The sequence below is a fragment of the Pseudomonas sp. YuFO8 genome (assembly GCF_035065025.1).
Classification (GTDB): domain Bacteria; phylum Pseudomonadota; class Gammaproteobacteria; order Pseudomonadales; family Pseudomonadaceae; genus Aquipseudomonas; species Aquipseudomonas putida_AE.
This window is the reverse complement of sequence record NZ_JAXDEQ010000023.1, coordinates 66610-92669: the sequence shown is the minus strand read 5'-3', so window position 1 is coordinate 92669 and position 26060 is coordinate 66610. Positions and strand designations below refer to the sequence as shown.

At 61.5% G+C, this 26060-nt stretch carries 19 protein-coding genes and 1 rRNA gene; 18 read left to right on the top strand and 2 right to left on the bottom strand.

Annotated elements, in window-relative coordinates; genetic code table 11:
• Positions 1-75: ribosomal RNA gene (rrf, locus tag SOP95_RS32205) — 5S ribosomal RNA — on the top strand; the annotation flags it as partial.
• A 70-nt stretch (positions 76-145) separates the two neighbouring features.
• Here rrf and SOP95_RS20400 read toward each other — a convergent pair.
• Complete coding sequence (locus tag SOP95_RS20400; RefSeq protein WP_323608108.1) at positions 146-853, bottom strand: GntR family transcriptional regulator; 708 nt, start codon at positions 851-853, stop codon at positions 146-148.
• Between the two features lie 194 nt (positions 854-1047).
• On the opposite strand from SOP95_RS20400, the gene lapG reads away from it, so the two are divergent.
• Both lapG and lapD read left to right on the top strand, forming a co-directional pair.
• Entirely contained in the window at positions 1048-1740 is a 693-nt protein-coding gene (gene lapG, locus SOP95_RS20395; protein WP_323608107.1) for a cysteine protease LapG, read from the top strand.
• Positions 1741-1754: 14 nt separating this feature from the next.
• Positions 1755-3701, top strand: a complete 1947-nt coding sequence (lapD, locus tag SOP95_RS20390; RefSeq protein WP_323608106.1) for a cyclic di-GMP receptor LapD — start codon at positions 1755-1757, stop codon at positions 3699-3701.
• A gap of 63 nt (positions 3702-3764) precedes the next feature.
• Here the strand turns inward: lapD and SOP95_RS20385 are convergent, their stop codons facing one another.
• A complete protein-coding gene (locus SOP95_RS20385) occupies positions 3765-4130 on the bottom strand; it encodes a tryptophan synthase subunit beta (protein WP_323608105.1) in 366 nt (121 codons plus the stop codon).
• A gap of 577 nt (positions 4131-4707) precedes the next feature.
• On the opposite strand from SOP95_RS20385, the gene bcsQ reads away from it, so the two are divergent.
• The 15 genes from bcsQ (at position 4708) to SOP95_RS20305 (ending at position 26045) form a co-directional block, all read left to right on the top strand.
• Positions 4708-5841 carry a cellulose biosynthesis protein BcsQ gene (gene bcsQ / locus SOP95_RS20380; protein ID WP_323608104.1) on the top strand — a complete coding sequence of 378 codons (1134 nt, stop codon included), beginning with the start codon at positions 4708-4710 and terminating at the stop codon, positions 5839-5841.
• Positions 5838-8060, top strand: a complete 2223-nt coding sequence (gene bcsA, locus SOP95_RS20375; protein ID WP_442967744.1) for a UDP-forming cellulose synthase catalytic subunit — start codon at positions 5838-5840, stop codon at positions 8058-8060. The genes bcsQ and bcsA overlap by 4 nt, the downstream gene beginning before the upstream one ends.
• Positions 8060-10333: a cellulose biosynthesis cyclic di-GMP-binding regulatory protein BcsB gene (gene bcsB / locus SOP95_RS20370; RefSeq protein WP_323608103.1), complete on the top strand. Its 2274-nt coding sequence runs from the start codon at positions 8060-8062 to the stop codon at positions 10331-10333. Before bcsA ends, bcsB begins: the two co-directional genes overlap by 1 nt.
• 7 nt (positions 10334-10340) lie before the next feature.
• The gene (gene bcsZ, locus SOP95_RS20365) at positions 10341-11582 is read left to right on the top strand and encodes a cellulose synthase complex periplasmic endoglucanase BcsZ (RefSeq protein WP_323608102.1); all 1242 of its coding nucleotides are present in this window, start codon (positions 10341-10343) and stop codon (positions 11580-11582) included.
• The gene (locus SOP95_RS20360; protein ID WP_323608101.1) at positions 11558-15484 is read left to right on the top strand and encodes a cellulose synthase subunit BcsC-related outer membrane protein; all 3927 of its coding nucleotides are present in this window, start codon (positions 11558-11560) and stop codon (positions 15482-15484) included. Before bcsZ ends, SOP95_RS20360 begins: the two co-directional genes overlap by 25 nt.
• 15 nt (positions 15485-15499) lie before the next feature.
• Positions 15500-16168 carry an SGNH/GDSL hydrolase family protein gene (locus SOP95_RS20355; protein ID WP_274075003.1) on the top strand — a complete coding sequence of 223 codons (669 nt, stop codon included), beginning with the start codon at positions 15500-15502 and terminating at the stop codon, positions 16166-16168.
• Positions 16168-16836 (top strand): alginate O-acetyltransferase AlgF, encoded by a 669-nt coding sequence (locus tag SOP95_RS20350; protein ID WP_274075004.1) that lies wholly within the window; start codon positions 16168-16170, stop codon positions 16834-16836. The genes SOP95_RS20355 and SOP95_RS20350 overlap by 1 nt, the downstream gene beginning before the upstream one ends.
• A gap of 18 nt (positions 16837-16854) precedes the next feature.
• Entirely contained in the window at positions 16855-18252 is a 1398-nt protein-coding gene (locus SOP95_RS20345; protein ID WP_323608100.1) for an MBOAT family O-acyltransferase, read from the top strand.
• A gap of 11 nt (positions 18253-18263) precedes the next feature.
• A complete protein-coding gene (locus SOP95_RS20340; RefSeq protein ID WP_323608099.1) occupies positions 18264-19406 on the top strand; it encodes an alginate O-acetyltransferase AlgX-related protein in 1143 nt (380 codons plus the stop codon).
• A 240-nt stretch (positions 19407-19646) separates the two neighbouring features.
• On the top strand, positions 19647-20534 hold the full coding sequence (locus SOP95_RS20335) for a TauD/TfdA dioxygenase family protein (RefSeq protein ID WP_323608098.1): 888 nt from the start codon (positions 19647-19649) through the stop codon (positions 20532-20534).
• A gap of 18 nt (positions 20535-20552) precedes the next feature.
• A complete protein-coding gene (locus SOP95_RS20330) occupies positions 20553-21578 on the top strand; it encodes an ABC transporter substrate-binding protein (RefSeq protein WP_274075008.1) in 1026 nt (341 codons plus the stop codon).
• 5 nt (positions 21579-21583) lie between these two features.
• Positions 21584-22444 carry an ABC transporter ATP-binding protein gene (locus SOP95_RS20325; protein ID WP_323608097.1) on the top strand — a complete coding sequence of 287 codons (861 nt, stop codon included), beginning with the start codon at positions 21584-21586 and terminating at the stop codon, positions 22442-22444.
• A gap of 21 nt (positions 22445-22465) precedes the next feature.
• Entirely contained in the window at positions 22466-23332 is an 867-nt protein-coding gene (locus SOP95_RS20320; RefSeq protein ID WP_323608096.1) for an ABC transporter permease, read from the top strand.
• 58 nt (positions 23333-23390) lie between these two features.
• Positions 23391-24314 (top strand): LysR family transcriptional regulator, encoded by a 924-nt coding sequence (locus tag SOP95_RS20315; RefSeq protein WP_323608095.1) that lies wholly within the window; start codon positions 23391-23393, stop codon positions 24312-24314.
• Between the two features lie 195 nt (positions 24315-24509).
• The gene (locus SOP95_RS20305) at positions 24510-26045 is read left to right on the top strand and encodes an MFS transporter (protein WP_323608094.1); all 1536 of its coding nucleotides are present in this window, start codon (positions 24510-24512) and stop codon (positions 26043-26045) included.
• Positions 26046-26060 lie beyond the last annotated feature (15 nt).

Here is a 26060-nt window from a genome sequence, read left to right as displayed (position 1 = left end):
GAACTCAGAAGTGAAACGATGCATCGCCGATGGTAGTGTGGGGTTTCCCCATGTGAGAGTAGGTCATCGTCAAGATTGAATTCCGAAACCCCTGTCTGCTAACGCAGACAGGGGTTTTGTCGTTCTGGGCCTGCCGTTGCCTTTGCTACGAGGTTTTTTTGTTCTGGGCTTCTGGACTGGCGAGGTACCGGGTGATGACCTCAACCCCGCGATTGAGATGGTTGACCAGCAATTGCACCGATCCTTCGACATCCCGCGCGTCGGCGGCCCGCCACAAGGCCCGGTGATCTTCCTGGGACAACTTGCCCAGGCCCATCGCTTCGAGGTTGAAGCGCAGGAAACGCTCTTCTTCGTTCAGTCCGTCCTCTACCAGTTTCAGTAACCGGCGATTAGGTGCCTTGCTGTAGAGCGACATATGGAAGAGGCGATTGAGCCGGCCGATTTCGGTATAGTCCTGTTCCGTCTCCAGCTCGTCGATATAGCTCGCGGCCTGTTCGAGATCCGCCGCCTCAAGCAACGGCACCGATAAACGTAGTGCTTCGGACTCCAGTAAAATCCTTAGGGCGTAGGTTTCCGCGGCATCGCCCTGGACGAGCGGGGCAACCACAGCGCCTTTATGGGCGATCACGTTGAGCAATGCCTGGGCTTCCAGTTGGCGCAACGCTTCACGCACCGGCATGCGGCTGACCCCGAAGAGATCGGCCAGGTCTTGCTGGCGCAGAGCGATGCCACACGGCAGACGGCCGTCCAGGATGGCCGAGCGCAAGGTTTCTTCGATCACCGAGCGCGCCAGGTGCGCGGGAATCGGCCCGTTGACCTTGATACTGCTGAGGGGGTTGGGCTTTTGTGTCACTACTACGCACCCTGATTGACTGAAGTTTTGGATCCAATTGACACTAGTGACTGCCTGACGGCTTGTCAAACGCCCCATAAGAGCGTCTTTCCCTTAGTTTAGCGTGCCGTCAGTGATCTCAGTGTGCCATTATTTTTTCCCGAGCTAACCTACACCTTCACTCGATTCCACCTGACTACCCTGGATGCCTCGCCTTGGCGGTACGTTTTCCGATATCCCGGATCTTGCGCTGCTCGTGCGGCGCCTTGCTGCTGGCCGGTGTGCTGCTGGGCGGTGTGCATGCCGATTGGGACTTTTCCCTGATCAGCGCTCGGGCGCAGGCATTGTACGGATCTTTGGGCGAAGGTCAGCAGCGCATAGATGCGTGGCAGCACATGTTGGCTACGCAGAAACAAGTTGGCGAGCTGGAACAGCTCAACGTGATCAACCGCTTCTTCAACAAACAACTGCGTTACGTCGAAGACATCGACCTGTGGCATCAGGTCGATTACTGGGAAACACCCGTCGAAGCCTTGTGGAAAGGCGCCGGTGATTGCGAAGACTACGCAATCGCCAAATATTTCAGTCTGCGCCACCTTGGCGTTTCCAGTGACAAGCTGCGCATCACGTACGTAAAGGCGCTGAGCCTGAATCGCGCGCACATGGTGCTGACTTACTACTCAAGCCCGGAAGCCGAACCGCTGGTGCTCGACAGCCTTGTCGACTCGATCAGGCCAGCCAGCCAGAGAAAGGATTTGCTGCCGGTCTACGCTTTCAACGCAGAAGGGTTGTGGTTACCGGGGGCCAAGGGCAATCAGAAGGTCGGGGACACCAAGCGTTTGTCCCGTTGGCAGGATGTGCTGAAAAAAATGCAGGCCGAAGGATTCCCGGTCGAGACGACTAACTAGGAGCACGCCCACAGATGTCTTTGTTCAAACAGCTTTTGATCGCTATCTGTCTGTTCCTGGTCGTCGCCTTCACCGGCAGCTTCATGGTCAGCCTGGAAAGCTCGCGCTCCCAGTACGTCAACCAGCTGCGTTCCCACGCCCAGGATGCGGCGACGGCGCTGGCGCTGTCACTGACGCCCAATATCGACGACCCGGCGATGACCGAATTGCTGGTCAGCTCGATCTTTGACAGCGGTTATTACGCCAGCATCCGTGTGGTCGATTTATCCAACGACAAGACCTTGATCGAACGCAGCGGCATTGCGGCCGATACCCGGGTGCCTGACTGGTTCGTCAAACTGATTGGCCTGGAGCCTGCCGGGGGCGATGCGATAGTCAGTCGCGGTTGGGTACAGGCCGCACGGGTCGAGGTGGTCAGTCACCCGATGTTCGCGCTGGCCAAGTTGTGGCAAAGCGCGTTGGGCAGCTTGGTGTGGTTGCTGTTCTGTGGCGTGGTCAGCGCGATACTGGGCGCGCTGTTGCTGCGTCGGCAATTGAAGCCCCTCGATTACATGGTCCGGCAGTCCCACGCCATTGCCCGCCGCGAGTTTCTCAGCCTGCCGCAATTGCCGCGCACGCCGGAGCTGCGTCGCGTGGTGCAGGCCATGAACCAGATGGTCGAGAAGCTCAAGGCGCTGTTTCAGGAGCAGGCCGAACGCAGTGAAAAGCTGCGGGTCGAGTCCTATCAGGACAACCTGACCGGCTTGGCCAACCGACGTTACTTCGAGATGCAACTGAATGCACGGGTGAGCAATCCCGAGCAAGCCAGCTCCGGTTACTTGCTGCTGTTGCGGGTCAAGGATCTCACCGGGTTGAACCAGCGGCTGGGCGGCCAGCGCACGGATGCGTTGCTCCAGGCGGTTGGTCAGCAGTTGTCCCGCGAGTGCGCCAGATATCCGGAAACAACCAACCTGGTCACACGGATTCGTGGTGGCGAATTCGCCGTTCTGGCCCCAGGCCTGGTGCGTGAAGAGGCGGTGCAACTGGCGCAGCACCTCGACACGGCCTTGGCCAGTCTGTACGCGACCGGTGCTACTGACGTCCCCTCTGCAGCGGCGATCGGGCTGGCGCCCTTTATTCATGGCGACGCCCCGCAAGCCGTACTCGGGCTGGCGGATCAGGCATTGGCGCAGGCCGAAGGCCAGACCGATTCGAACTGGGTCTGCCTCGATCACAGGGCCCCGACCCATGTCGGCGACGACCATCATGCCTGGCACAACCTGCTGGATCAGGCCTTGGAGCAACGACGATTCAAGTTGTTTTTCCAGCCCGTGGTGGCCAGTCAGGACACGCAGCTGGTACTGCACTACAAAGTGCTTTCCCGCCTGATCGACGACCAGGGCGAGAGCATCCCTGCCGGACGTTTCTTGCCGTGGCTGGAACGGTTCGGCTGGGCGGCGCGACTGGACCGGCTGATGCTGGAGCTGGTACTGGAGCAGATGAGCACCCACGAAGAATCAATGGCGCTGAACCTGTCGTCGGCCACCCTCGAAAACCCGCAAGCGTTGACTGCGGTCTTCGCCACGCTGCGTTCGCACTCCAATCTGGGACCGCGACTGACCCTGGAAATCGGCGAAGAGCAATTACCACAGCAAGCCAGTCTCGAAGCGCTGACCCGGCGTTTGCGAGAGCTCGGGTTCTCCTTGGGTCTGCAGCATTTCGGTGGACGCTTCAGCATGATCGGCAACCTGGCGCGCTTGGGGTTGGCCTACTTGAAGATCGACGGTAGCTACATCCGTGCGATTGATCAGGAGCGCGACAAACGCCTGTTCATCGAAGCCGTCCAGCGAGCGGCCCACAGTATTGATCTGCCGCTGATTGCCGAGCGGGTCGAGACGCAAGGGGAGTTGGCGGTGCTTAGCGAGATGGGCGTGTACGGCGTTCAGGGACGGTTGGTGGGTGAACCCAAGCCTTGGCAATAGGGCAATCGCAAAGGTTGCAGCCTTCTCACAGCGGTCGCTGACGAAGGCTGCGATCCCCGGATGTCAGATAAACCCTTCCTCATCGTCTTCAACCAGATTACTCAACCCACCCAACGCCTCACGCGCCTGGAAGCGGTCCATGAGTTTGGTCTGCGCGGGCTCTGGCAGGTCCGTTACGAGAATCACGCCTTTGCTGATCAGCACGGCGATCAAGTCGTCGAGTACCCGGATCATTTCCAGGTCGCTCTGGCGCAGTTGCTTGAGCTGTTTGATTTGCAGCAGTTGTTTGTGGCTGGTGGCCATGACTTCATTGGCGAACCAGGCCTGGAGGTCAGGGTGGTCGGCCGGCAGCGTTTCCGTGGATTCGGCGTAGGCTTCGGCTTCCACGCGCAGCAGTCGGCCGTCTGTATTGCGTTGCACGTAGAACATCGAGCATCCCTCAGAAGTGAACCGCGTCATGCTGTCAGCAGCATAGTCAACATCTACCCAGTAGAGGGCGTTCGTCATATCCATGGCGCCAACAATTGCACTTACAGTCGTCGCGGGCAGGTCATTGCCGGCAGATCATCGCAAAGTAATAACTAAGACATTGATTTAGAACATATATGTTTGAGTTTGAAGCAAACATGCTTGTAACCATAGTTCATATGGTCCGCGAATTGCTTAGTTTAGTTGAAATAGTTACAGGTGCCGTCCATCTACCGGTCTGCCACCTGGCGCAAATGATGTGCGCACCGGCAATGCTTGCTGGATAATCGCGCGCCGCCGTTCGGGGCCTTGTATTTAGTTGCTTGCGTTGCAGTTCGGCTGCCGGGAATGCGCAGGACGCGCCAAATAAATAAAGCACCTCTTCGTCAATTTTATGGCGATAAAAAAGGTTTTTTTAATCGCGTTCAACTATTACAATTGCGGCATTCAAATTATTGACGATGTCATTTTGATGGTCGCCTCGATGAACCCTCGAGCTACGTGCTCCCTTATGTGCCAGCGCCTCGGATAGTCTTTTATGAATCGTACAGACGATATATCGAACCTGTTCAACAGGTTCGGGGCAAGTGCGGACAGTTATCTCGAGTTCGGCAGCCATTTCGACTACAAGGAAAAGCCGTTGACGCTGGTGCCGGCTGCGCCTGCACCTGTAGCTGAAGTCGATCAGCCTGATGAGCAATACGAGAGCGCTGTAGCCGATGCCACAGATGGCATCGAGACGCCGTTGGTGCCGGCTGATTCTGCGCAGCCTGCTGCGCCGCTTCGCCATTTGCTGGCCGAAGTCGCCCTGGCACGTCAGGCCGAAGCGCAAGCACGTAATGAAGAGGCACTGCGCCAGGCGCTGCCCCATGGTCGTCCGGCCAAGACCAGGGCGCATGTCATTGCGGTGATATCGGCCAAGGGAGGCGTTGGCAAAAGCACCCTCGCCTCTGCGTTGACCACCGCATTGCGCCTGGAGGGCGGGCGGACACTGGCCATCGACCTCGATCCGCAAAACGCGTTGCAATACCACTTGGGTGCCGAGCCGGATGTGGCAGGAATGGCCTACGCCAGCCTCAAGGGTGAGGACTGGAAGTCACTGCTGCTGGCCGGCTCTGCGGGTTCGTTGCTGCTGCCCTACGGTTCGGTGACCGAGGACGAGCGCCGTACGCTGGAGCGCTATCTGGAAAACGATCGTTACTGGCTGGCTGGCCAGTTGGCGAGCATGGACCTGAGCGAAAACGACGTGGTGATTCTCGACACGCCACCGGGTCGTACGTCCTACCTGACGCAAGCCTTGATGGTGGCTGATCAGGTGCTGGTCGTCGCCACCGCCGATGCGGCATGTTTCGTCACGCTGGACCAGATGGAGCGTTTGCTGGACGAGCGCGGCGCCCGGGGCCAGGCGCCGCTGTGCAATTACGTGATCAATCAGTTCGACAGCGATCGCCTGTTCTGCCGGGACATGCACGAAGTGCTCAAGCGCCGCCTCGGCTCGCGGCTGCTGGGTGTCGTGGCGCTCGATCATGCCATTGGCGAAGCCCTTGCCTATGGTGAAAACCCGCTGCTGCAGGCCGAGTCCTCCCAGGCTTGCCGCGACATGCTGATGCTGACTGGCAGGGTCAAAACGCAGTTGAATGCCATGGCCGTTGCAGAGTCATATGCCTCGTGATCAACACCACCGCTCCAGATACAACCGCTCCCTCCCGTTCGCAGCGCTGGGCACAATCGCTCTCCGATCGCCTGGACAGCCTGCCAGCGACGTTGCGTCGGGCGCTGACCGTGAGCGTGACGCTGTTCTGCGGGCTGTTGGCCGTGTTCATCATCACGGTGCCGTTCGACCTGTATTCGCAGTGCTTCTTTGCCCTCGGCTGCTTCATCGCTGCGATGGTACTGCGCAAGATTCCCGGACGCCTGAACGTGCTGATGCTCATCGGGCTATCACTGACCGCTTCCCTGCGCTACATATACTGGCGACTCACTTCCACCCTCGGGTTCGAGGGCTGGGTCGACATGCTGTTCGGCTACGGCCTGGTCCTGGCCGAGCTGTACGCGATGATTGTGCTGGTGTTCGGCTATGTGCAAACCGCCTGGCCGCTGCGACGCAAACCAGTATTGATGAGCGGACCGCCGAGCGAGTGGCCGACGGTCGATGTGTTCATCCCGTCGTATAACGAAACCCTCGACATTGTGAAGGTCACCATCTTCGCCGCCCAGGCCATCGACTGGCCCCAGGACAAACTGCGCGTGCATGTGCTTGACGACGGTCGCCGCGAGGACTTCCGCGAGTTCTGCGAACAGATCGGCGTGAATTACATCGTTCGTGACAATAACCGCCACGCCAAGGCAGGCAACCTGAACGAAGCGCTCAAGGTCACCAGTGGCGAGTTCGTGACCATTTTCGACGCCGACCACGTGCCGACCCGTTCTTTCCTCCAGGTGTGTGTCGGCTGGTTCATCAAGGATCCGAAGCTGGCGATGCTGCAGACGCCGCACTTCTTTTTCTCGCCGGACCCCTTCGAGAAAAACCTCAATACCTTCCGTTCCGTGCCGAACGAAGGCGAGTTGTTCTACGGTCTGGTGCAGGACGGCAACGACCTGTGGAACGCGACGTTCTTCTGCGGCTCGTGTGCGGTGATCCGTCGTGCACCTTTGCTGGAAGTCGGTGGCGTGGCCGTCGAGACCGTCACCGAAGATGCCCACACCGCGCTCAAGCTCAACCGCGCCGGTTACAACACCGCCTACCTGGCCATTCCCCAGGCGGCGGGCCTGGCAACGGAAAGCCTGTCGCGCCACATCAGCCAGCGGATTCGCTGGGCACGTGGCATGGCGCAAATCTTTCGCACCGACAACCCGTTGCTCGGCAAAGGCCTGAGCATGGGCCAGCGCCTGTGTTACCTGAACGCGATGCTGCACTTTTTCTACGGGCTGCCGCGCCTGGCGTTCCTGACCGCGCCGCTGGCATTCCTGTTTTTCGATGCACAGATTTTCCACGCCTCGGCGTTGATGATCACCGCGTATGTATTGCCGCACATTCTTCACGCCAGCCTGACCAACTCCAGTATCCAGGGACGGTTCCGCCACTCGTTCTGGAACGAGGTCTACGAGACGGTGCTGGCCTGGTACATCATGGGCCCGGTACTGATGGCGCTGGTCAACCCCAAGTTCGGTGGCTTCAACGTGACCGACAAGGGCGGAGTGATCGACAAGAAGTACTTCGAATGGAAACTGGCCCGGCCGTACATCGTGCTGTTGCTCTTGAACGCCGCTGGCCTGGTTTATGGCGGGATACGCCTGATGGAGGGTGCCGAAGGCGCCACCACCACGATCCTGATCAACCTGGCGTGGACCGTCTACAACCTCATCATCACCAGCGCCTCGGTGGCGGTGGCCAGCGAAACCCGTCAGGTGCGTTCCGAACCACGGGTGGCGGCGGTCCTGCCGATGCGCCTGACCCGTGCCGATGGCAGCGTGATCGAGGGCGTGACCCAGGACTTCTCGCAAAAAGGCCTGGGCTTTCGTTTGCCTGATGGCATCGAGATTCCCAAGGGCGAGCGGGTGCAGATTTCGCTGTTTCGCAAGCAACAACTGAGCGTGTTCCCGGCCGTCATCGTATTCAGTCGCGGGGACCTGTTGGGGGCGCAATTCGACCAGTTGACCCTGCGCCAGCAAAGCGAGCTGATACGCCTGACGTTCTCCCGCGCCGATACCTGGGCTTCGACCTGGGGCAATGGCCAGGTCGATACGCCCCTGGCCGCCTTGCGCGATGTCAGCGGCATTGCCCTTCGCGGTATCTACGAACTCTTCAAAGCAACGGTCATGGAAGTGCGGAACCTTTTCCGCCGTCGCCACGTCTCCCCGTCCACCCTGGAAAATGTTTTGGACAAGTGATGAACTCGAAGTCTTTCGCTTTCGGTAGCCTGCGCGCGCCCCGCCGCGCACTGGTACGCATGACGTGCGCGTTGCTGGCAATGGGTGGTAGTGCGACGGCATTCGCCGAGACCGCGCCAGTGGATGCGGCGCCGGGCGCCAATGGCTATAGCGTGACGCTCAAGCAACTGGGCCGCAATTATCCGATGAGCCTGCGCGGCGTGGAGTCCACCGACAGCGTCAACTTCGATGTGCGTGCCGATTCCATCGTGACCGGCGCCAGGCTGAAACTGCAATACACCTATTCGCCGGCACTGCTGGCCGACCTGTCGCAGATCAACGTCATCGTCAACGATGAAGTGGCCGCGAGCCTGCCGTTGCCCAAGGAAAACGCCGGTCAACTGCAAACCCACGAAGTCACCATCCCGCCGCAGCTGATCACCGAGTTCAACCGCTTGAGCCTGCAATTCGTCGGTCACTACACCATGAGTTGCGAAGACCCGACGCATTCCAGCCTGTGGGCGAAGATCAGCAACGCCACCGAGCTGAGCATCGAAGTGTCGCCGCTGGTGCTGCCGAACGATCTGTCGATCTTGCCGTTGCCATTCTTCGATCGCCGCGATGCGCGCACCCTGGGCCTGCCATTCGTGTTCGCCGCAGCGCCCGACAACACCACCCTGGAAGCGGCTGGCGCCCTGTCGTCGTGGTTCGGCGCCCAGGCCAGTTACCGCGGGGCGAAGTTTTCTACGCACATCAACCAGATCCCGGCCCACGGCAATGCCGTGGTGCTGCTCAGCGGTCCGGATGCGTTGCAGATCGGCGGGTTGAGCCTGCCGGCGGCCAAGGGCCCGACCCTGAGCTTGATGGCCAACCCCAATGACGAGAATGGCAAGTTGCTGGTGATTACTGGCCGCGATGCCGCCGAACTGAAGACGGCGACCACCGCGCTGGTGCTCGGCAGTCAGGCGCTGTCGGGCAGCAGCGTGGTGATCGATCAACTCGACAGCGTGCAGCCGCGCAAGCCTTACGATGCTCCGAACTGGCTGCCCAGCGATCGCCCGGTCAAGCTCGGCGAGCTGCTGCCGGCCAAGCAATTCAACGTATCGGGCTACAACCCGGGCGACATCACCGTACCGTTGAATTTCCCGCCGGACCTGTTCACCTGGCGTGATGAAGGTGCGCCGTTGAACGTGAAATACCGCTACACGCCGCAAGAGAAGTCGAGCAATTCGTCGTTCATCGTCAGCTTCAACGATGGCTTGATCCAGTCGCAGAACCTGCTGCCCCAGGACAAGCTGGAAAACAGCGTGTTGAAAACCCTCAAGCTCAACGACGACAGCCTCAACCGCGAAACCCGCGTTCACCTGCCGTTGAACTCGGTGGCCCTGCAATCGCGACTGCAACTGCGCTTCATGTTCGACTACATCAAGCAGGGGGAATGTGGCGACATCATCATCGACAACATGCGCGGCAGCGTCGATCCGGAATCGACCCTGGACCTGAGCGGCTACGACCACTTCATGGCCATGCCGAACCTGGGCGTGTTCAAGGACGCGGGCTTCCCGTTCACCCGTCTGGCTGATCTGTCGCAGACCGCCGTGATCCTGCCGGACAACGCTGGCGCTGCCGAGCTGGATGCCTACCTGACCGTGCTCGGCCGCTTCGGCCAGTCCACCGGTTATCCGGCCACTGGCGTGCTGGTGGCGCAAGCGGCGCAGGTTCAAGCGGTGGCGGATAAAGACTTGCTGGTGCTTGCTTCCGGTAACAACCAGCCATTGCTGACCCAGTGGGCCGATCGCCTGCCGGCGACCGATAGCGGCGACCAACAGAGCTTTCACCTGTCTGACTTGCCGATGCGCGTACGCGACTGGTTCAGCCCCGACCCGGAAGCGAACCAGCGCAAGGCACGGTTGGCCATGGCCTTCTCCGGCGGCGCGCGCAGCACTTACCTGACAGGTTTCGAATCGCCGCTCAAAAGCGGTCGCAGCGTCGTGGTAATCGCCAGCGGCCAACCGCAAGGCCTGGCTGAAGCGACCAATGCCCTGATCGGCGGCGAGGATTACACCCAGTCCATCCAGGGCAGCCTGGTGGTAGTGCGTGGCAAAACCATCGAGCCACTGGTGGCGGACGAGCAGTACTACGTCGGCGAACTGGGCCCGTTCAAACGCCTGGAATGGATGCTCTCGCGTCATGTCGGTTTGACGCTGCTGCTGACCGGCCTCGGTGTGGTGTTGCTCAGTTGTCTGGCCTATCTGGCGCTGCGGTCCCGTGCCAAACAGCGGTTGAGCGACTGAGAACACCATGAGAAACCACAGGACCCCTGGATGCAATTCTGCCCAACTGCGCCGCTGGCGCCGGGCCGTGCTTTGGCTGGCTGGCACGCTGGCGACCTTGAGCCTGACACCGGCCATGGCTGACGAGGCCGCGTGCAAAAGCGCCGATTGGCCGCTGTGGCAAACCTACGCCACGCGTTTCGTGCAGAACGACGGTCGCCTGCTGGAGTCCAGCGTCGAAACCAATCACAGCACCTCCGAAGGCCAGTCCTACGGCATGCTGTTCGCGCTGATTGGCAACGACCGCGAGCGTTTCGATGCCTTGTGGAAATGGACCGCCGCCAACATGGCCGGCGCCGATGTCGGCAACCGTCTGCCAGGCTGGTTGTGGGGCCAGGGCAAGGACGGCAAATGGCAGTTGCAGGACGCCAACTCGGCGTCCGATTCTGACCTGTGGATTGCCTACTCGCTGCTCGAAGCGGCGCGGCTGTGGCAGCGCCCGGATTACCGCGAAGACGCCCTGCGCCTGCTCAGGAACATTGAAACCAACCTGGTGGTGAGCCTGCCGGGGCTAGGCAAAATGGTCCTCCCCGGCCCCGAGGGTTTCACTCAGCCCGATCATCTGTGGCGCCTTAACCCGAGCTATTTGCCGCTGCCGTTGCTACGCCGACTGACCAAGGAAGCACCGAGCGGGCCGTGGAAGGAAATCGCCGAAAATACCGTAAAAATGGTCAGTGCCTCCAGCCCGAAAGGCTATGTGGCGGACTGGATCGGCTATCGCGCAACCGCGCCGAAAGCCGGTCTGTTTGTGGTTGATCCGGTCAAAGGCGAGCTGGGCAGTTACGACGCGATTCGCGTCTACCTGTGGGCCGGCATGACGCCCAGGACCGACCCGTTGGCGGCACCGCTGCTGGCACGCCTGGACGGCATGTCGAACAGCACGGCTTCCACCGGTATTCCTCCGGAAAAAGTCCAGGTCATCAGCGGTGCGCTCGAAGGGCAGGGCCCGTTCGGGTACTCTGCCGCGCTGATCCCGTACTTCCAGGCCAAGGGCCAACCCTGGCTGGCCGAGCAGCAGCAACGTCGGGCCGAAACGGCTTTGAACGCGGCGCTGGCAAAAGCCGATGGCGAACGTGTCGAACCGCTGTACTACAACGCCATGCTTAGTCTGTTCGCACTCGGCTGGGCTGAAAAACGCTATCAGTTTCGTGATGACGGAACACTCAAACTGACTTGGGAGACGTCATGCACCCGCGCCGTCACACGCTAGCCATCGGTATTCTCGCCACCCTCATCGGCACCGCCGCCCACGCCGAAACCAGCGATGCGCAAATGCGCCTGGTGGAGCAGGGCCAATATTGGCAGGCCCGGGATAACGCTGCGCGTGCGTCAGAAGCCTGGGAGAAAGTGCTGCGCCTGGACCCCAACCAGATCGACGCGCTGTATGGCATGGGTCTGATCGGCGTCAAACAGGACAAACCGCAACAGGCGCAGCAGTATCTGGCGCGGTTGCAGGCGTTGTCGCCGCGACCCTGGCAGGCTGCGCAACTTGAGCAGGACATCGCCCTGACCGATCCGCAGAACATTGCGCTGCTGGACGAAGCCCGGCGTCTGGCCGACGGCGACCAGCGTGACAAGGCCACTGAAGTGTTCCGCCAATTGTTTGCCGGCCGCACGCCTGAAGGCAAGATCGGTCGCGAGTTCTACACCAACCTGGCTTTCAACGATGCCGGCTGGCCCGAGGCGCGCAAAGGCCTTGAGCGCTTGCTGCGGGAAACGCCGAATGACTCGATTGTCGCGCTGTTCCTGGCCAAGCATCTGGTGCGTCATGAAGACAGCCGCGCGGAAGGTATCCGGGCCCTGGCCAAACTGTCGACCCGTACCGATATCGCCGGTGACGCCGATGAGAGCTGGCGCCTGGCGCTGGTGTGGATGGGGCCGCCGAATGCCTCGCAAGTGCCGTTATTCGATGACTTCCTGAAAGTACATCCCGAAGACCAGGAAATCCGCGACCTGCTCAACAAAGGCAAGTCGCAGTCGACCACTGCCGGTGCGCCGGTGTGGCAGCAGGATCCGCTGGTGGCGCGAGGGCTACAAGCGCTGGAGAAGGGTGACCAGGCCGGCGCCGAAAAAGCCTTCGCCGCGCGCCTGAAAAGCAAACCCGACGACGCCGATGCCCTGGGTGGCCTTGGCGTCGTGCGTCAGCAACAAAACCGTTTCGGCGAAGCCGAGCAGTTGCTCAACCGGGCCATCGCCAATGGCGGCACACGCTGGAAGCCGGCATTGGATAACGTGCGTTATTGGGCGCTGCTGCAACAGGCCCGCGATCAGGCCAGGACGCAACCGGCCAAGGCGCAAGCCAGCATCGCCCAGGCCATGCGCCTGAACCCGAACGGCGTCGATGCGCGCCTGGCCCTGGCCGACATTCAGGCCCAGGCCGGCCAACTGGACGCCGCGCAAGCCAACTATCGCCAGGTGCTGAATGTGCAGCGCGGTAACCCGCAGGCCGTTCAAGGCCTGGTCAATGTGCTGGCGCAAACCGGTCAGGCCGATGAAGCCCTGCGCCTGCTCGACACCCTGACCCCGGCCCAGCAGGCCGAAATGGGCGGCGGCGCTCGCCTGCGTGCCTTGCGTTCCACGCAGGCGGCCAAACTGGCCGAACAGCGCGGTGATAACCGCGCGGCACAACAAGCCCTGGTGCAAGCCATCCAGGACGACCCGGACAACGTCTGGACCCGTTTCGACCTGGCGCGTTTGTACCTCAAGGCCGGCGAGCCGCAAAAGGCTCGCGACCTGATCGACAGCTATCTGAAAAGCCATCCGACCCACATCGACGCGCTCTACACCAGTGCCTTGCTCTCGGTGGAAATGGAGCAGTGGAACGCCGCGCAAGCAACCATCAGCCGTATACCGGCCGAGCGCCGCACCGCGGATATGAATCAGTTGGCCGACCAGATCACTCTCACGGTGCAGATCAAACTGGCGGCCAGCATCGCCAAGCGTGGCCAACGCCAGGAAGCCCTGGCCTTGCTCGATCGCTTGCAGCCGGTGGCCAGCCGCACGCCTGACGGCATGGCGACCCTGGCTGCGGCCTATGTCGATGCCGGCGACTCGGCACATGCGCAGCAAATGATGCGCAACGTCATCGCCCAGACGCCGACGCCATCCGCGGACCTGATGTTGCAATACGCCAACCTGTTGCTCAAGACCGGCGACGACGCTCAGGTCAACTCGATCCTGCACGGCTTGCAAAACCAGCCGATGAGCGTGGCCACGCGCAAACGCTTCGATGACGTGCTGTATCAGTACCGCATTCGCCAGGCCGATATCCTGCGTGAAAATGGCGATCTGGCGGCTGCCTACGATACGTTGGCACCGGCGCTGACTTCGCGTCCGGGGGACGCGGGCGCCGTCTCGGCACTGGCGCGCATGTACGCCAGCAACGGCGACAATGCCAAGGCGTTCGAGCTGTACAAGCCGTTGTTGCAGCGTCAGCCCAACGACCCGCAGATTTTACTGAACGCCGCTGACGCGGCGGTTCAAGCCCACGACAATGGCTACGCCGAGCGTGCGCTGGAACAGTTCCTGAAACTGGAAACCTACGACCCGCAATCGCTGACCGAAGCGGCGCGGATCTACCGCAGCATGGGCAAGTCCAGCCAGGCCACCGAGTTGCTGCGCAAGGCTGTTGCCATTGAGCAGAGCGAACAGAAACGCAGCCTGACGGCTCAGGCCAATAGCCTGAACGTCGCCCCGAACCCGTTCGTGGGTTTGCCGGGCCAGCGCAACCAGGTGAGCCGAGTACCGGTGGACGCGATTCCCGCCCCGGCACAGGCACAGCTTGATGCAGCCGCGCCGGTCATGGTCGCCAGCGATGCGGCACTGCCGGCCGATGCCTATCCGGGCCAGGCCCAGCCACGCATGGCTGCTGGTGCGCGAACCCAGGCGTTGCCGGCGGGGCGCTTTGCCGGTGCCGGCGGTAACCCGTTCGCGCCTCAGGCCACGGTCAATGTCGCGGTGGACCAAGCCAGTTCCGCCCAGCGCGCGCTGGACAACATCCTGCAGGAGCGCAGCGGCTACGTGACCCAGGGCGTCACCATCCGCAGCAATGACAGCGAGTCGGGCATGAGCAAAATGACCGACGTTGAAACGCCGCTGGAGATCAACGTGCCGTCGGGCGAGAACCGCTACGCCGTGCGCGTGACCCCGGTATCGCTGAATGCCGGCAGTGTCGACAGCGATTCGGCCAGCCGTTTCGGCGGTGGATCATCCGCCGACGGCGCCGGTTCCCAGCGTGACAAAGGCGTGGGCCTGAGCGTGGCCTATGCCCGCCCGGATGAAGGCATCAAGGCCGATGTCGGCACAACGCCAATGGGCTTCAAGTACAGCACCGCCGCTGGTGGCGTGAGCGTGGACCGGCCGTTCGCCGACAACTCGAACGTGCGTTATGGCGTCAGTGTTTCCAGGCGTCCGGTGACGGACAGCGTGACTTCGTTCGCTGGCACCACCGACGACCGCACCGGTCAGTCGTGGGGCGGCGTGACGGCCAACGGCGGACGGGCTCAGCTCAGCTATGACGATCAGCAGGTCGGCACCTACGGCTACGGTTCGTGGCACAAGTTGCTCGGCCACAACGTCGAATCCAACAGCCGCACCGAACTGGGCGGTGGCGTGTATTGGTATCTGCAAAACGCCGAAGACAGCAAGCTGACCCTGGGCCTGAGTGCCACCGGCCTGAGCTTCGAGAACAACCAGGATTTCTTCACCTACGGCCATGGCGGTTACTTCAGCCCGCAAAGCTACTTCGCCTTGGGCGTGCCGGTGACCTGGTCGCAGCGCACCGACCGGTTTTCCTATCAGGTCAAGGGTTCGGTGGGCGTGCAGTACTTCGATCAGGACGCGGCGGATTACTTCCCGAACGACAAAGACCTGCAAGCTGCCAACAACCAGCGCTACAAAGGCCAGAACAAGACCGGCGTGGGCTACAGCCTGAGCGGTGCAGGCGAATACAAATTCGGTTCGAACTTTTTCCTCGGTGGCAATCTCGGCCTGGACAACGCCCAGGACTACAAGCAATTCACCGGGGCCATGTACCTGCGTTACATGTTCGAAGACATGAACGGCTCGATGGAGCTGCCGGTCAGCCCCTACCGCTCCCCTTATTCCAACTGATTCCTGGAGACTTAAATGCCTTCTTCCGTTCTTGCCGGTATGACCCTTCTCGTACTCGGTGAAAGTCACATGAGCCTGGCGGACCACCTGATGGAACCGCTGCAAGCCAACCTGACCCAGCAGGGCGCAATCGTACATTCGATCGGCGCGTGCGGCGCCAGTGCCGGCGACTGGCTGATCACCAAGAAAGTCGATTGTGGCGCCGAGCAGAAAGGCGACGGCAAGATCGTCATCAAGGGGCGCGAAGCCACCACCACGCCGATCAAGGACCTGATCGCCGCCGACAAGCCTGACCTCGTCGTGCTGGTCATCGGCGATACCATGGCTTCCTACGATAAACCGGTATTCCCGAAAGCCTGGGCCTGGCAGAACGTGACCGCCCTGGCCAAGGAGATCACCGCCAACGGTGCCAAGTGCGCGTGGGTCGGCCCGGCGTGGGGCAAGGAAGGCGGGATGTACAAGAAGAACGATACGCGTACCAAGCTGATGTCGGCGTTCCTGGCGAGCAACGTGGCGCCTTGCACCTACATCGACTCGCTAACGCTCTCCAAGCCGGGTGAGTGGGTGACCACCGACGGCCAGCATTTCACCGTGGCCGGATACAAGTCCTGGGCCAACGCCATCGGTGGCGCACTGGCAAAACTGCCGGCCGATGCGGTCAGCAACAAGGGAGCCAAGCAGTGATGCGTGCCCTGTCTGCGGTATGCGCCCTGGCGGCGCTGGTTTGCAGCGCCAACGCCGTGGCGGCCGAGTTCGCCCTGTACCCCACCGGCCCCAGCGAAGACGCGGCGTTCATCCGTTTCGTCAACGCCGGCAACGCGCCGCTGGATGTGATCGCCCAGGCCGGCCAGCCGCCGATGCGCCTGGAAGCGGCGCAAGCGGTGTCGCTGTTTTTCCCGGTACAGGCGAGCAGCCCGGTCAAGGGCACCCTGGTCAGCGGCGCTCAGAAACTGGCCATGGACCTGAAAATCGAACCCGGCGAATTTGTCACCGTAGTTGCGCTGCCCGACGGCGCCGGCATCAAGCAGGTCGCCGTGCGCGAGCAGCCTGACGACTTCAACGGCTTGAAAGCGTCGTTGGCGTTCTTCAACGTCGACGCCGCTTGTGCCGATGCCAGCCTGCGTCCTGCGGGGCGTAGCGCCGACCTGTTCAAGGCGGTGCCGCTCGACAGCCTGCAGCGTCGTTCGATCAACCCGGTGAGCCTGTCGGTGCAGCTGGTCTGTGCGAACGCCAATGTCGGTGCGCCGCTTGACCTGGGCGAACTGAAGGCGGGTGAGCGTTACAGCGTGCTGCTGGTGCCGTCGGCCAACGGCCCGCGTTTATTGAACGCCACGGACACCTTGTCCCACTGATCGGATTTTGCCGCTGCCATGGTCTTCGCCTCACTCGAGTTCCTGACGCTGTTCCTGCCGGCCTTTCTGCTGGTGTATGCCCTGGCCAGACCGGCCTGGCGCAACGTCATCCTGCTGATCGGCAGCTGGCTGTTCTATGGCTGGCTGAGCCCGCTGTTCCTGAGCTTGCACGTGGTGTTGACCATCGTCGCCTGGGTTGGCGGCCTGCTGGTGGACCGTGCACGCGAGGGTTCCAAGGGGCGAGTGAGGTTGTTGATTGCGTTGATCGTGTTCAACACGGCGGTGCTGTGCTGGTACAAGTACGCCAACATCCTGGCCCTGACCTGGAATGACCTGATCACTTACTACGGCGCCATGCCGCTGGAGTGGCAACGAGTGGCGTTGCCGGCGGGGTTGTCGTTCATCGTGTTGCAAGCGATCTCCTACCTGGTGGACGTGCACCGCCACACGGTGCCGGTGGAGCGCAGCTTCATCAATTACGCGACTTACATTTCGATGTTCGGCCACTCGATTGCCGGGCCGATCATTCGTTATGACTGGGTGCGCCGCGAGCTGACCCAGCGATATTTCAATTGGCAGAATTTCTCCCTGGGCGCGCGCCGTTTCATGATCGGCATGTGCATGAAGGTGCTGGTGGCGGACACCCTGTCGCCGCTGGTGGACGTGGCATTCCATCTGGAAAACCCTTCCTTCGTCGACGCCTGGATCGGCTGCCTGGCTTACTCGCTGCAACTGTTTTTCGACTTCGCCGGTTACAGCGCCATGGCCATAGGCCTGGGCCTGATGCTGGGCTTTCACTTTCCGGAAAACTTCAACCGGCCGTACCTGGCCAGCAGCATCCAGGACTTCTGGCGGCGCTGGCACTTGTCGCTGTCGAGTTGGCTGCGCGACTACCTGTACATCGCCCTTGGCGGTAATCGCAACGGCGCGTGGAAGACCTATCGCAACCTGTTCCTGACCATGGCCATCGCCGGTCTGTGGCACGGCGGTGACAGCTGGAACTACCTGTTGTGGGGCTCGGCGCACGGCATTGCCTTGTGCGTCGATCGCTTGTGGTCGCGCTCCAGCCTGCCGAGTATTCCGCCGCTGCTGTCGCACACATTGACGCTGCTGTTCGTGTTCCTGGCCTGGACCTTGTTCCGCGCTCCGGATTTCCATTCGGCATTGACGATGTATGCCGGACAGTTCGGCCTGCACGGGTTCGCATTGGGCGATGCGCTGGCGGTGACGTTCCGTCCGGTCCACGGCATCGCGGCGCTGCTCGGTGTGCTGTACATCGTTGCACCGGTGCTGCAAAGCCGCTTTGAGCAGCGCTTTGTCGGCCATGCGTTGTTTGCACCGATGCTGGGTTTCCTGCTCGCGTTCGCGTTGGTCGCGAGCCGCGAGTCTGTGCCCTTCCTGTACTTCCAGTTCTGATGACCGCGCCCATGACTTCCTTGTCCAACATCCCGGCCCAATCCAGCGCAGTGACCGCCCCTGTCAGCAAGGCATCGGGGATCTTTTTCGTGGCTTTCCTGGCGCTGGGTTTCGTCTCATGCACCTGGCTGCTGTTGAGCGGCAAAGTCGAGATGCTGCCGCCCAGGTTGACGCTCGATGAGGCGCTGCACGGCGAGGTCACCCACAAGGTCGCCAAGCAGCTGTCGAAGGCTGCCGTGCCGGAACAGGGCGCGGACCTGGAACGTGGCGCCAGCTGGCTGTTGCTCGGCGATACCGGCCCGCGTGTGCGTTCCGGCTGCCCGGGCTGGCTGTTCCTGACCGACGAGATGCGCATCAATCGTCACTCTCAAGCCAACGCCGAGACCAAGGCGGGTGTGGTGCAAGAGATCCAGAAACGCCTGGCCAGTCGTGGCATCAAGCTGCTGGTGGCGGTGGTACCGGACAAGAGCCGCATCGCCAGTGCGCAACTGTGCGACCTGCGCCGACCGCTGCAGTTGCAGCCGCGTGCGGTGGCGTGGGTCGATGGCTTGAACAAGGCCGGCGTCGCCGCGATCGATCTCGCCCCGAACTTGCAACCCCTGGGTGCCGACGCCTACCTGCGCACCGATACCCACTGGAGCGAAACCGGTTCCGCGGCGGCGGCCAGGGCGGTGGCCAGGCAGGTACAATCCCTGGGCATCAGTGCCACGCCACACAAAGACTTCGAGGTGAAGGTCCAGGACCCGGCTCGCCGTCCTGGCGACCTGGTGCGGTTGGCCGGGCTCGAGTGGCTGCCGGTGACCTGGCAACCGCAGCCGGAAACTGTCGCTGCCACCCAGATCTCCGAGAAAGCTGGCGATGTGCAAAGCGGCGGCGATAACCTCGATGACCTGTTCGGCGATGACAATTTGCCTAACGTGGCGTTGATCGGTACTTCGTTCTCGCGCAATTCCAACTTTACCGGTTTCCTGCAACAGGCACTGGGCGCGCCGATTGGTAACTTTGCCAAGGACGGAGGAGAGTTCGCAGGTGGCGCCAATGGTTATTTCGATAATCCGGCGTTCAAACAGACTCCGCCGAAGCTGGTGATCTGGGAAATTCCCGAGCGGGATTTGCAGACGCCTTACAGTGAAGTCATCGACTGGGCCAAATAAACCGGTGAGGCTGATGGCCTCATCGCTGGCAAGCCAGCTCCTACAGGGATTATGGCTCAGCGGGAAAAGCCATATCGTTATTCTTTAACGGTATTTAAATTAGTTTTCTTATATCTATAAAGTTAATTCCCTGCGTACCTGCCGACCAATCGGCGCGCCGCACGACACGAACCAACACGACATCCGTGAGTTTCTGATCGACGCGCGCGCCCTTGAGCGTGCCGTGCGTGGGAGTGTTTTATGTCTGCAGCTTCAGCATCGCCAAGCATCGCGCCACAATTCTTCGAAATCCGCCCGTTCAGCGGCGCGGTGGGTGCCGAAATCATCGGTCTCGATTTGTCCCGCCCGCTCAATGACCAGGACTTCGCACGCATTCACCGTGCGCACCTGGATCATCACGTGGTGGTGTTCCGCGACCAACGCATTACCCCCGAGCAGCAAATCGATTTCAGCCGCCGTTTTGGCGTGTTGCAGATCCATGTGCTCAAGCAATTCCTGCTGGCCGGGCACCCGGAAATCCTCATCGTTTCCAACATCATCGAAAACGGCCAATCCATCGGCCTGGGTGACGCCGGCAAATTCTGGCACTCCGATCTTTCCTATAAGGAACTGCCAAGCCTGGGTTCGATGCTGCATGCCCAGGAACTGCCGTCCGAAGGCGGTGACACCCTGTTCGCCGACATGCACAAAGCCTGGGACAACCTGCCCGAGGCGCTGCGCAAGGCCGTCGAAGGGCGCTGGGCCGCGCACTCCTACACGGCGCGCTACAGCGAGACCAAATTCGAAGGCAACTGGCGCCCGACCCTGACCCCTGAACAACTGGCGCAAGTCGCCGAAGTCATCCACCCGGTCGTGCGCACCCACCCGGAAAACGGCCGCAAGGCGTTGTTCGTCAGCGAGGGTTTCACCACCCGCATCGTTGGCTTGCCGGAAGACGAGAGCAAGCAATTGCTCGACGAGCTCTACGCCCACAGCGTGTTGCCGCAAAACATCTACCGCCATCAGTGGCAGCCCCATGACCTGGTGTTCTGGGACAACCGTTCGCTGATCCACCTCGCCGCCGGATGTCCCAGCCATCTGCGCCGCAAGTTGTATCGCACCACCATCCAGGGCGACGCGCCTTTCTGATTTGCCGGAGATTTGACCATGTCCAAACGTCTACCCTTTGCACCGCTGGCCGCGGCCCTCGGCCTGGGTTTCAGCCTGATCGCCGGCAGCCTGGTGGCACCGACCGTGGCCCACGCCGAAGGTGAAATCCGCATCGCCGAACAGTTCGGCATCGTCTACCTGCTGCTCAACGTGGTGCGCGACCAGAACCTGATCGAGAAGTACGGCAAGCAGGAAGGCATCGACATCAAGGTCGACTGGACCCAGCTCTCCGGTGGCGCGGCGGTCAACGATGCGCTGCTCTCCGGTTCGATCGACATTGCCGGTGCCGGCGTCGGTCCGCTGCTGACCATCTGGGACCGCACCCACGGCAAGCAGAACGTCAAGGCCGTGGCCTCCCTGGGCAACTTCCCGTACTACCTGGTGAGCAACAATCCCAAGGTCAAGACCATCGCCGATTTCACCGAGAAGGACCGCATCGCGGTGCCGGCCGTGGGCGTGTCGGTGCAGTCGCGCTTCCTGCAATACGCGGCCGCCAAGCAGTGGGGTGACAAGGAATTCAATCGCCTCGACAAGTACACCATCGCCGTCCCTCACCCTGATGCCACGGCCGCATTGATCGCCGGCGGCACCGAGTTGAGCGGGCACTTCTCCAACCCGCCGTTCCAGGATCAGGCGCTGACCAACCCGAACGTGCACGTGGTGCTCAACACCTATGACCTGCTCGGCCCGAACTCGCCGACGGTGCTGTTTGCCACCGAGAAATTCCGTGAGGAAAACCCGAAGACCTACAAGGCCTTCATCGATGCGCTGACCGAAGCCGCGCAATTCGCGCAAAACGATAAAGGCGCGGCGGCGGACACTTACATCCGCGTCACCAAGGCCAAGATCGACCGCGCCGAACTGCTGAAAATCATCGACAACCCGCAGTTCGAATTCAGCGTCACGCCGAAAAATACCTACCCGCTGGCCGAGTTCCTCTACCGTGTGGGCGCGATCAAAAACAAACCGGATTCGTGGAAGGACTACTTCTTCCAGGATGCCAAACCGCTGCAAGGGAGCTGACCGACATGAACGCCCCCTTGCAAGGCCACACGGTCAGCAAACCGATCGCCGCAGCCCAGGCGCTGTTGTCGGTCGATAACGTCAGCCTGGAGTACCGCACGCCCCAGCGGGTGGTGCGGGCCACCCACCAGGTCAGCTTCGAGGTCGATCCGGCGGACCGTTTTGTCCTGCTCGGGCCGTCTGGGTGCGGCAAGTCAACCTTGCTCAAGGCCGCTGCGGGATTCATCCAGCCAGTCGAAGGTGAGATCCGCCTTCAGGGTCAGCGCGTCGATGCGCCGGGGCCGGACCGCATTGTCGTGTTCCAGGAATTCGATCAACTGCCGCCGTGGAAAACCGTCAAGCAGAACGTGATGTTTCCGCTGCTGGCCTCGAAAACCCTCAAGCGTAAAGAGGCCGAAGAGCGGGCGCTGCACTACCTGGAAAAGGTCGGCCTGGCGGCATTTGCCGACGCCTATCCACATACCCTGTCGGGCGGCATGAAGGCGCGCGTTGCCATCGCCCGGGCGCTGGCGATGCAGCCGAAAATCCTCCTGATGGACGAACCCTTCGCCGCGCTCGACGCCCTGACCCGACGCAAGATGCAGGAAGAATTGCTGCTGCTCTGGGAGGAGGTGCGCTTCACACTGCTGTTCGTCACGCACTCCATCGAAGAGGCGTTGGTGGTGGGCAATCGCATCCTGTTGCTTTCGCCACATCCAGGTCGGGTGCGGGCGGAAGTCCACAGTCATCAATACGATCTACACAGCCTTGGCGGCGTGGCTTTTCAGGAATCTGCGCGGCGCATTCACAGGTTGTTGTTCGATGAAGGCCAGTCACCGGAGACCGAGCGCGAGCTGGATTTCGCTGACATCCGCATCGCTTATTGAGCCGTTTGAGAGGAGGGCCCGATGAGCCATTTATCATCTGCGCGTGAAGAATTCGAAACCGTTTTGCAGCCACTGACCAGCGTACCGCTGGAGCGTGAATTACCGCTCGGCCAACGCCTGTGGCAACAGGGCTGGCTGCGCAAAAGCCTGATCCTGATTCTGCTTGCCGTACTCTGGGAGGCCACTGCGCGTTACACGAACAACGACTTGCTGTTGCCGAGTTTTGTGCAGACCGCTCATGCGCTGTATGACGGCCTGCTCAGCGGTGAGTTGCTGGGCAAGGTGTGGATTTCCCTGGTGGTGCTGCTCAAGGGCTACCTGATCGGCATTGTCCTGGCGTTTGCCCTGACGACGCTGGCGGTATCGACCCAATTCGGTCGCGACCTGCTCAGCACCCTGACCTCGATGTTCAACCCATTGCCGGCGATTGCGCTGCTGCCGCTGGCGCTGCTGTGGTTCGGCCTGGGGCAGAACAGCCTGATTTTCGTGCTGGTGCATTCGGTGCTCTGGGCCTTGGCACTCAATACTTACGCAGGCTTTCTCGGCGTCTCGGAAACCCTGCGCATGGCCGGCCGCAACTACGGCCTCAAGGGCATGCGTTTCGTGCTGTTCATCCTGATTCCGGCAGCGCTGCCGTCGATCCTCGCCGGGCTGAAAATCGGCTGGGCTTTTGCCTGGCGTACGTTGATCGCCGCCGAGCTGGTGTTTGGTGCGACCAGTGGCAAGGGCGGGTTGGGGTGGTACATCTTTCAGAATCGTAATGAGCTGTATACGGACAAAGTGTTTGCCGGGTTGGCGGTGGTGATTCTGATTGGGTTGCTGGTGGAAAATCTGGTGTTTGATTCGTTGGAGCGGGTGACGGTGAAGCGGTGGGGGATGCAGCGCTGATCTTTTGATCTGCTAGCATTGCGCCTGAATTAATCCTGATCAGGCACGAGTGCTCGCCATGCAACTACCGGATATGAACCTGTTGGTCGCCCTCGACGCCTTGCTCGACGAGGGCAGCGTGGTGGGCGCGGCGCGGCGGATGAACCTCAGCCCGGCGGCCATGAGCCGCACGTTGACGCGCATCCGCGAGGCCATTGGCGATCCGATTCTGGTGCGTGCCGGCCGGGGGCTGGTGCCGACGCCGAAGGCGCTGGAGTTGCGCGAGCAGGTGCGCGACGTGGTGGAGCAGGCCGCGCAGTTGTTCCACTCGGCCAGGGTGGTGGATCTGGGCAGTTTGCGGCGGCGCTTCAGTATCCGCGCCAATGACTTTTTCATCGGCATCTACGGCGGCAAGCTGTTCGATACCGTGGAGCGTCAGGCCCCGCATTGCGAATTGCGTTTTGCGCCAGAGGGCGATGGCGATGATGAGGCCATGCGCGAGGGGCGCATCGATCTGAGCGTCAGCAACAACCGGCCGTTGATGCCGGAAGTGAAGGTGCAGAACCTGTTTTCCACTCAGTTTGTCGGCCTGGTGCGCGAGGACCATCCATTGCTCGATGAGGAGATCACTGCCGAGCGTTTTGCAGGGTTTCCCCACATCAGTATGTCCCGCCGCGGTATCGCTCGTGGGCCGATCGATGCGGCACTCAACGCCCTGGGCCTGGAGCGCCGGGTAGCGGTGATCGCCCCGAGTTTCCACGCGGCGATGTTCGCCTTGCCCGATTCCGACCTGATTCTGCCGGTGCCCAGGGAGACGTTATTGAGCGTCCGTCGGCTGGGGCTGAAGTTGCGTTCGTTCACCCTGCCAATCCCGTTGCCCACCATCGTGCTCAACCAGGCCTGGCATCCTCGTTTCGACAATGACCCGGCTCACCGTTGGCTGCGCGAAACCCTGAAAACCTGCTGTGACGAGACGTGGCTGGCGGCGCAACCGGTCCCGTAGGAGCGAGCTTGCTCGCGAAAGCGGTGGGTCAGACGACTTCATTGTTGTCTGACACGCCCTCTTCGCGAGCAAGCCCGCTCCCACAGGTTATTTATCGTTGCGTCTAGCGCACTTATAACCTGTCGATAAGTCAGTTTTCGTCAGGTCCCGACCTTTTTAGAATGCTCCGACACCAAAATCCCGGAGCTAGCAGTAATGACTTCCCTGACGGTCACGGCCCCTATCGCCGCGGCCAGCCCGACGGCCGCCGCGCCACAGGTTTTTGGTCCGCGGATCATCATCGGCCTGGTGGGCGTATTGCTCGCCGTGCTGGTGTCGGGCTTGAACGAAATGGTGACCAAGGTAGCCCTGGCCGACATCCGTGGAGCCTTGGCCATTGGTTACGACGAAGGCACCTGGCTGGTCGCCAGCTACGCCGCGACCTCGGTAGCCGCCATGGCCTTCGCGCCGTGGTGCGCGGTGACGCTTTCGCTGCGGCGCTTCACCCTGTGTGCCATCGGTGCCTTCACCCTGCTGGGCGTGTTGTGCCCGTTGGCGCCGAACTACGAAAGTCTGTTGGTCCTGCGTACGCTGCAAGGCCTTGCCGGTGGCGCGCTGCCGCCGATGCTGATGACCGTCGCCCTGCGTTTTCTGCCGGCCAACGTCAAGCTGTACGGACTGGCCGGTTATGCCCTCACCGCCACCTTCGGACCCGGACTGGGCACGCCGCTGGCCGGGCTCTGGAGCGAGTACGTCGGCTGGCAGTGGACCTTTTGGCAGATCGTCGCGCCGTGCCTGATCGCCATGGTTGCCGTGGCCTATGGCATCCCCCAGGACCCGCTGCGCCTGGAGCGCTTCAAGCAGTTCAACTGGCGTGGTCTGCTCCTGGGTTTTCCGGCGATCTGCATGCTGGTGATCGGCATCCTGCAGGGCAATCGGCTGGACTGGTTCGAGTCGAGCCTGATCTGCGGATTGCTAGTGGTCGGTACGCTGTTGCTGGTGGCGTTTCTGATCAACGAGTGGTCGCAGCCAATTCCGTTTTTCAAACTGCAGATGCTCGGCATCCGCAACCTGTCGTTCGCCCTGATCACCCTGGCCGGCGTGCTGGTGGTGTTGCTGGCGGTGGTGATCATTCCGTCCAGCTATCTGGCGCAGGTCCAGGGTTATCGCCCGGTGCAGACCGCGCCCATCACCCTGTTGGCGGCGCTTCCGCAGTTGATCGCGCTGCCGTTGGTGGCGGCGCTGTGCAACCTGCGCTGGGTCGATTGCCGCTGGGTGCTGGGGATCGGCCTGAGCATGCTGGTGTTGTCCTGCATCGGCGGTTCGCAGCTGACCTCGGTGTGGATTCGCGACGAATTCTATGCCCTGCAACTGCTACAGATCTTCGGCCAACCGATGTCGGTGCTGCCATTGCTGATGCTCTCGACCGGCAGCATCAGTCCCATGGACGGACCCTTCGCGTCGTCCTGGTTCAACACCGTCAAAGGCCTGGCGGCGGTAATCGCCACCGGCGTGCTGGAAACCCTGACCACGCATCGCCTGCACTTTCACTCGACCATGCTGGTGGACCGCCTCGGTAATTCGCTCCTGGTCGACAGCGACACCCCGGGCCTTGCCCACCGCCTGCATGAGCAGGCCGTGGTGCTGGCCGCCGCGGATCTTTACCTGTGCATGGCTGGCGTCGCAGTGGCGCTGATCCTGCTGATTTTCTGGCTGCCGACGCGGATCTATCCGCCCCGTGCGCCGACTTGAACGCATCACTGAAAC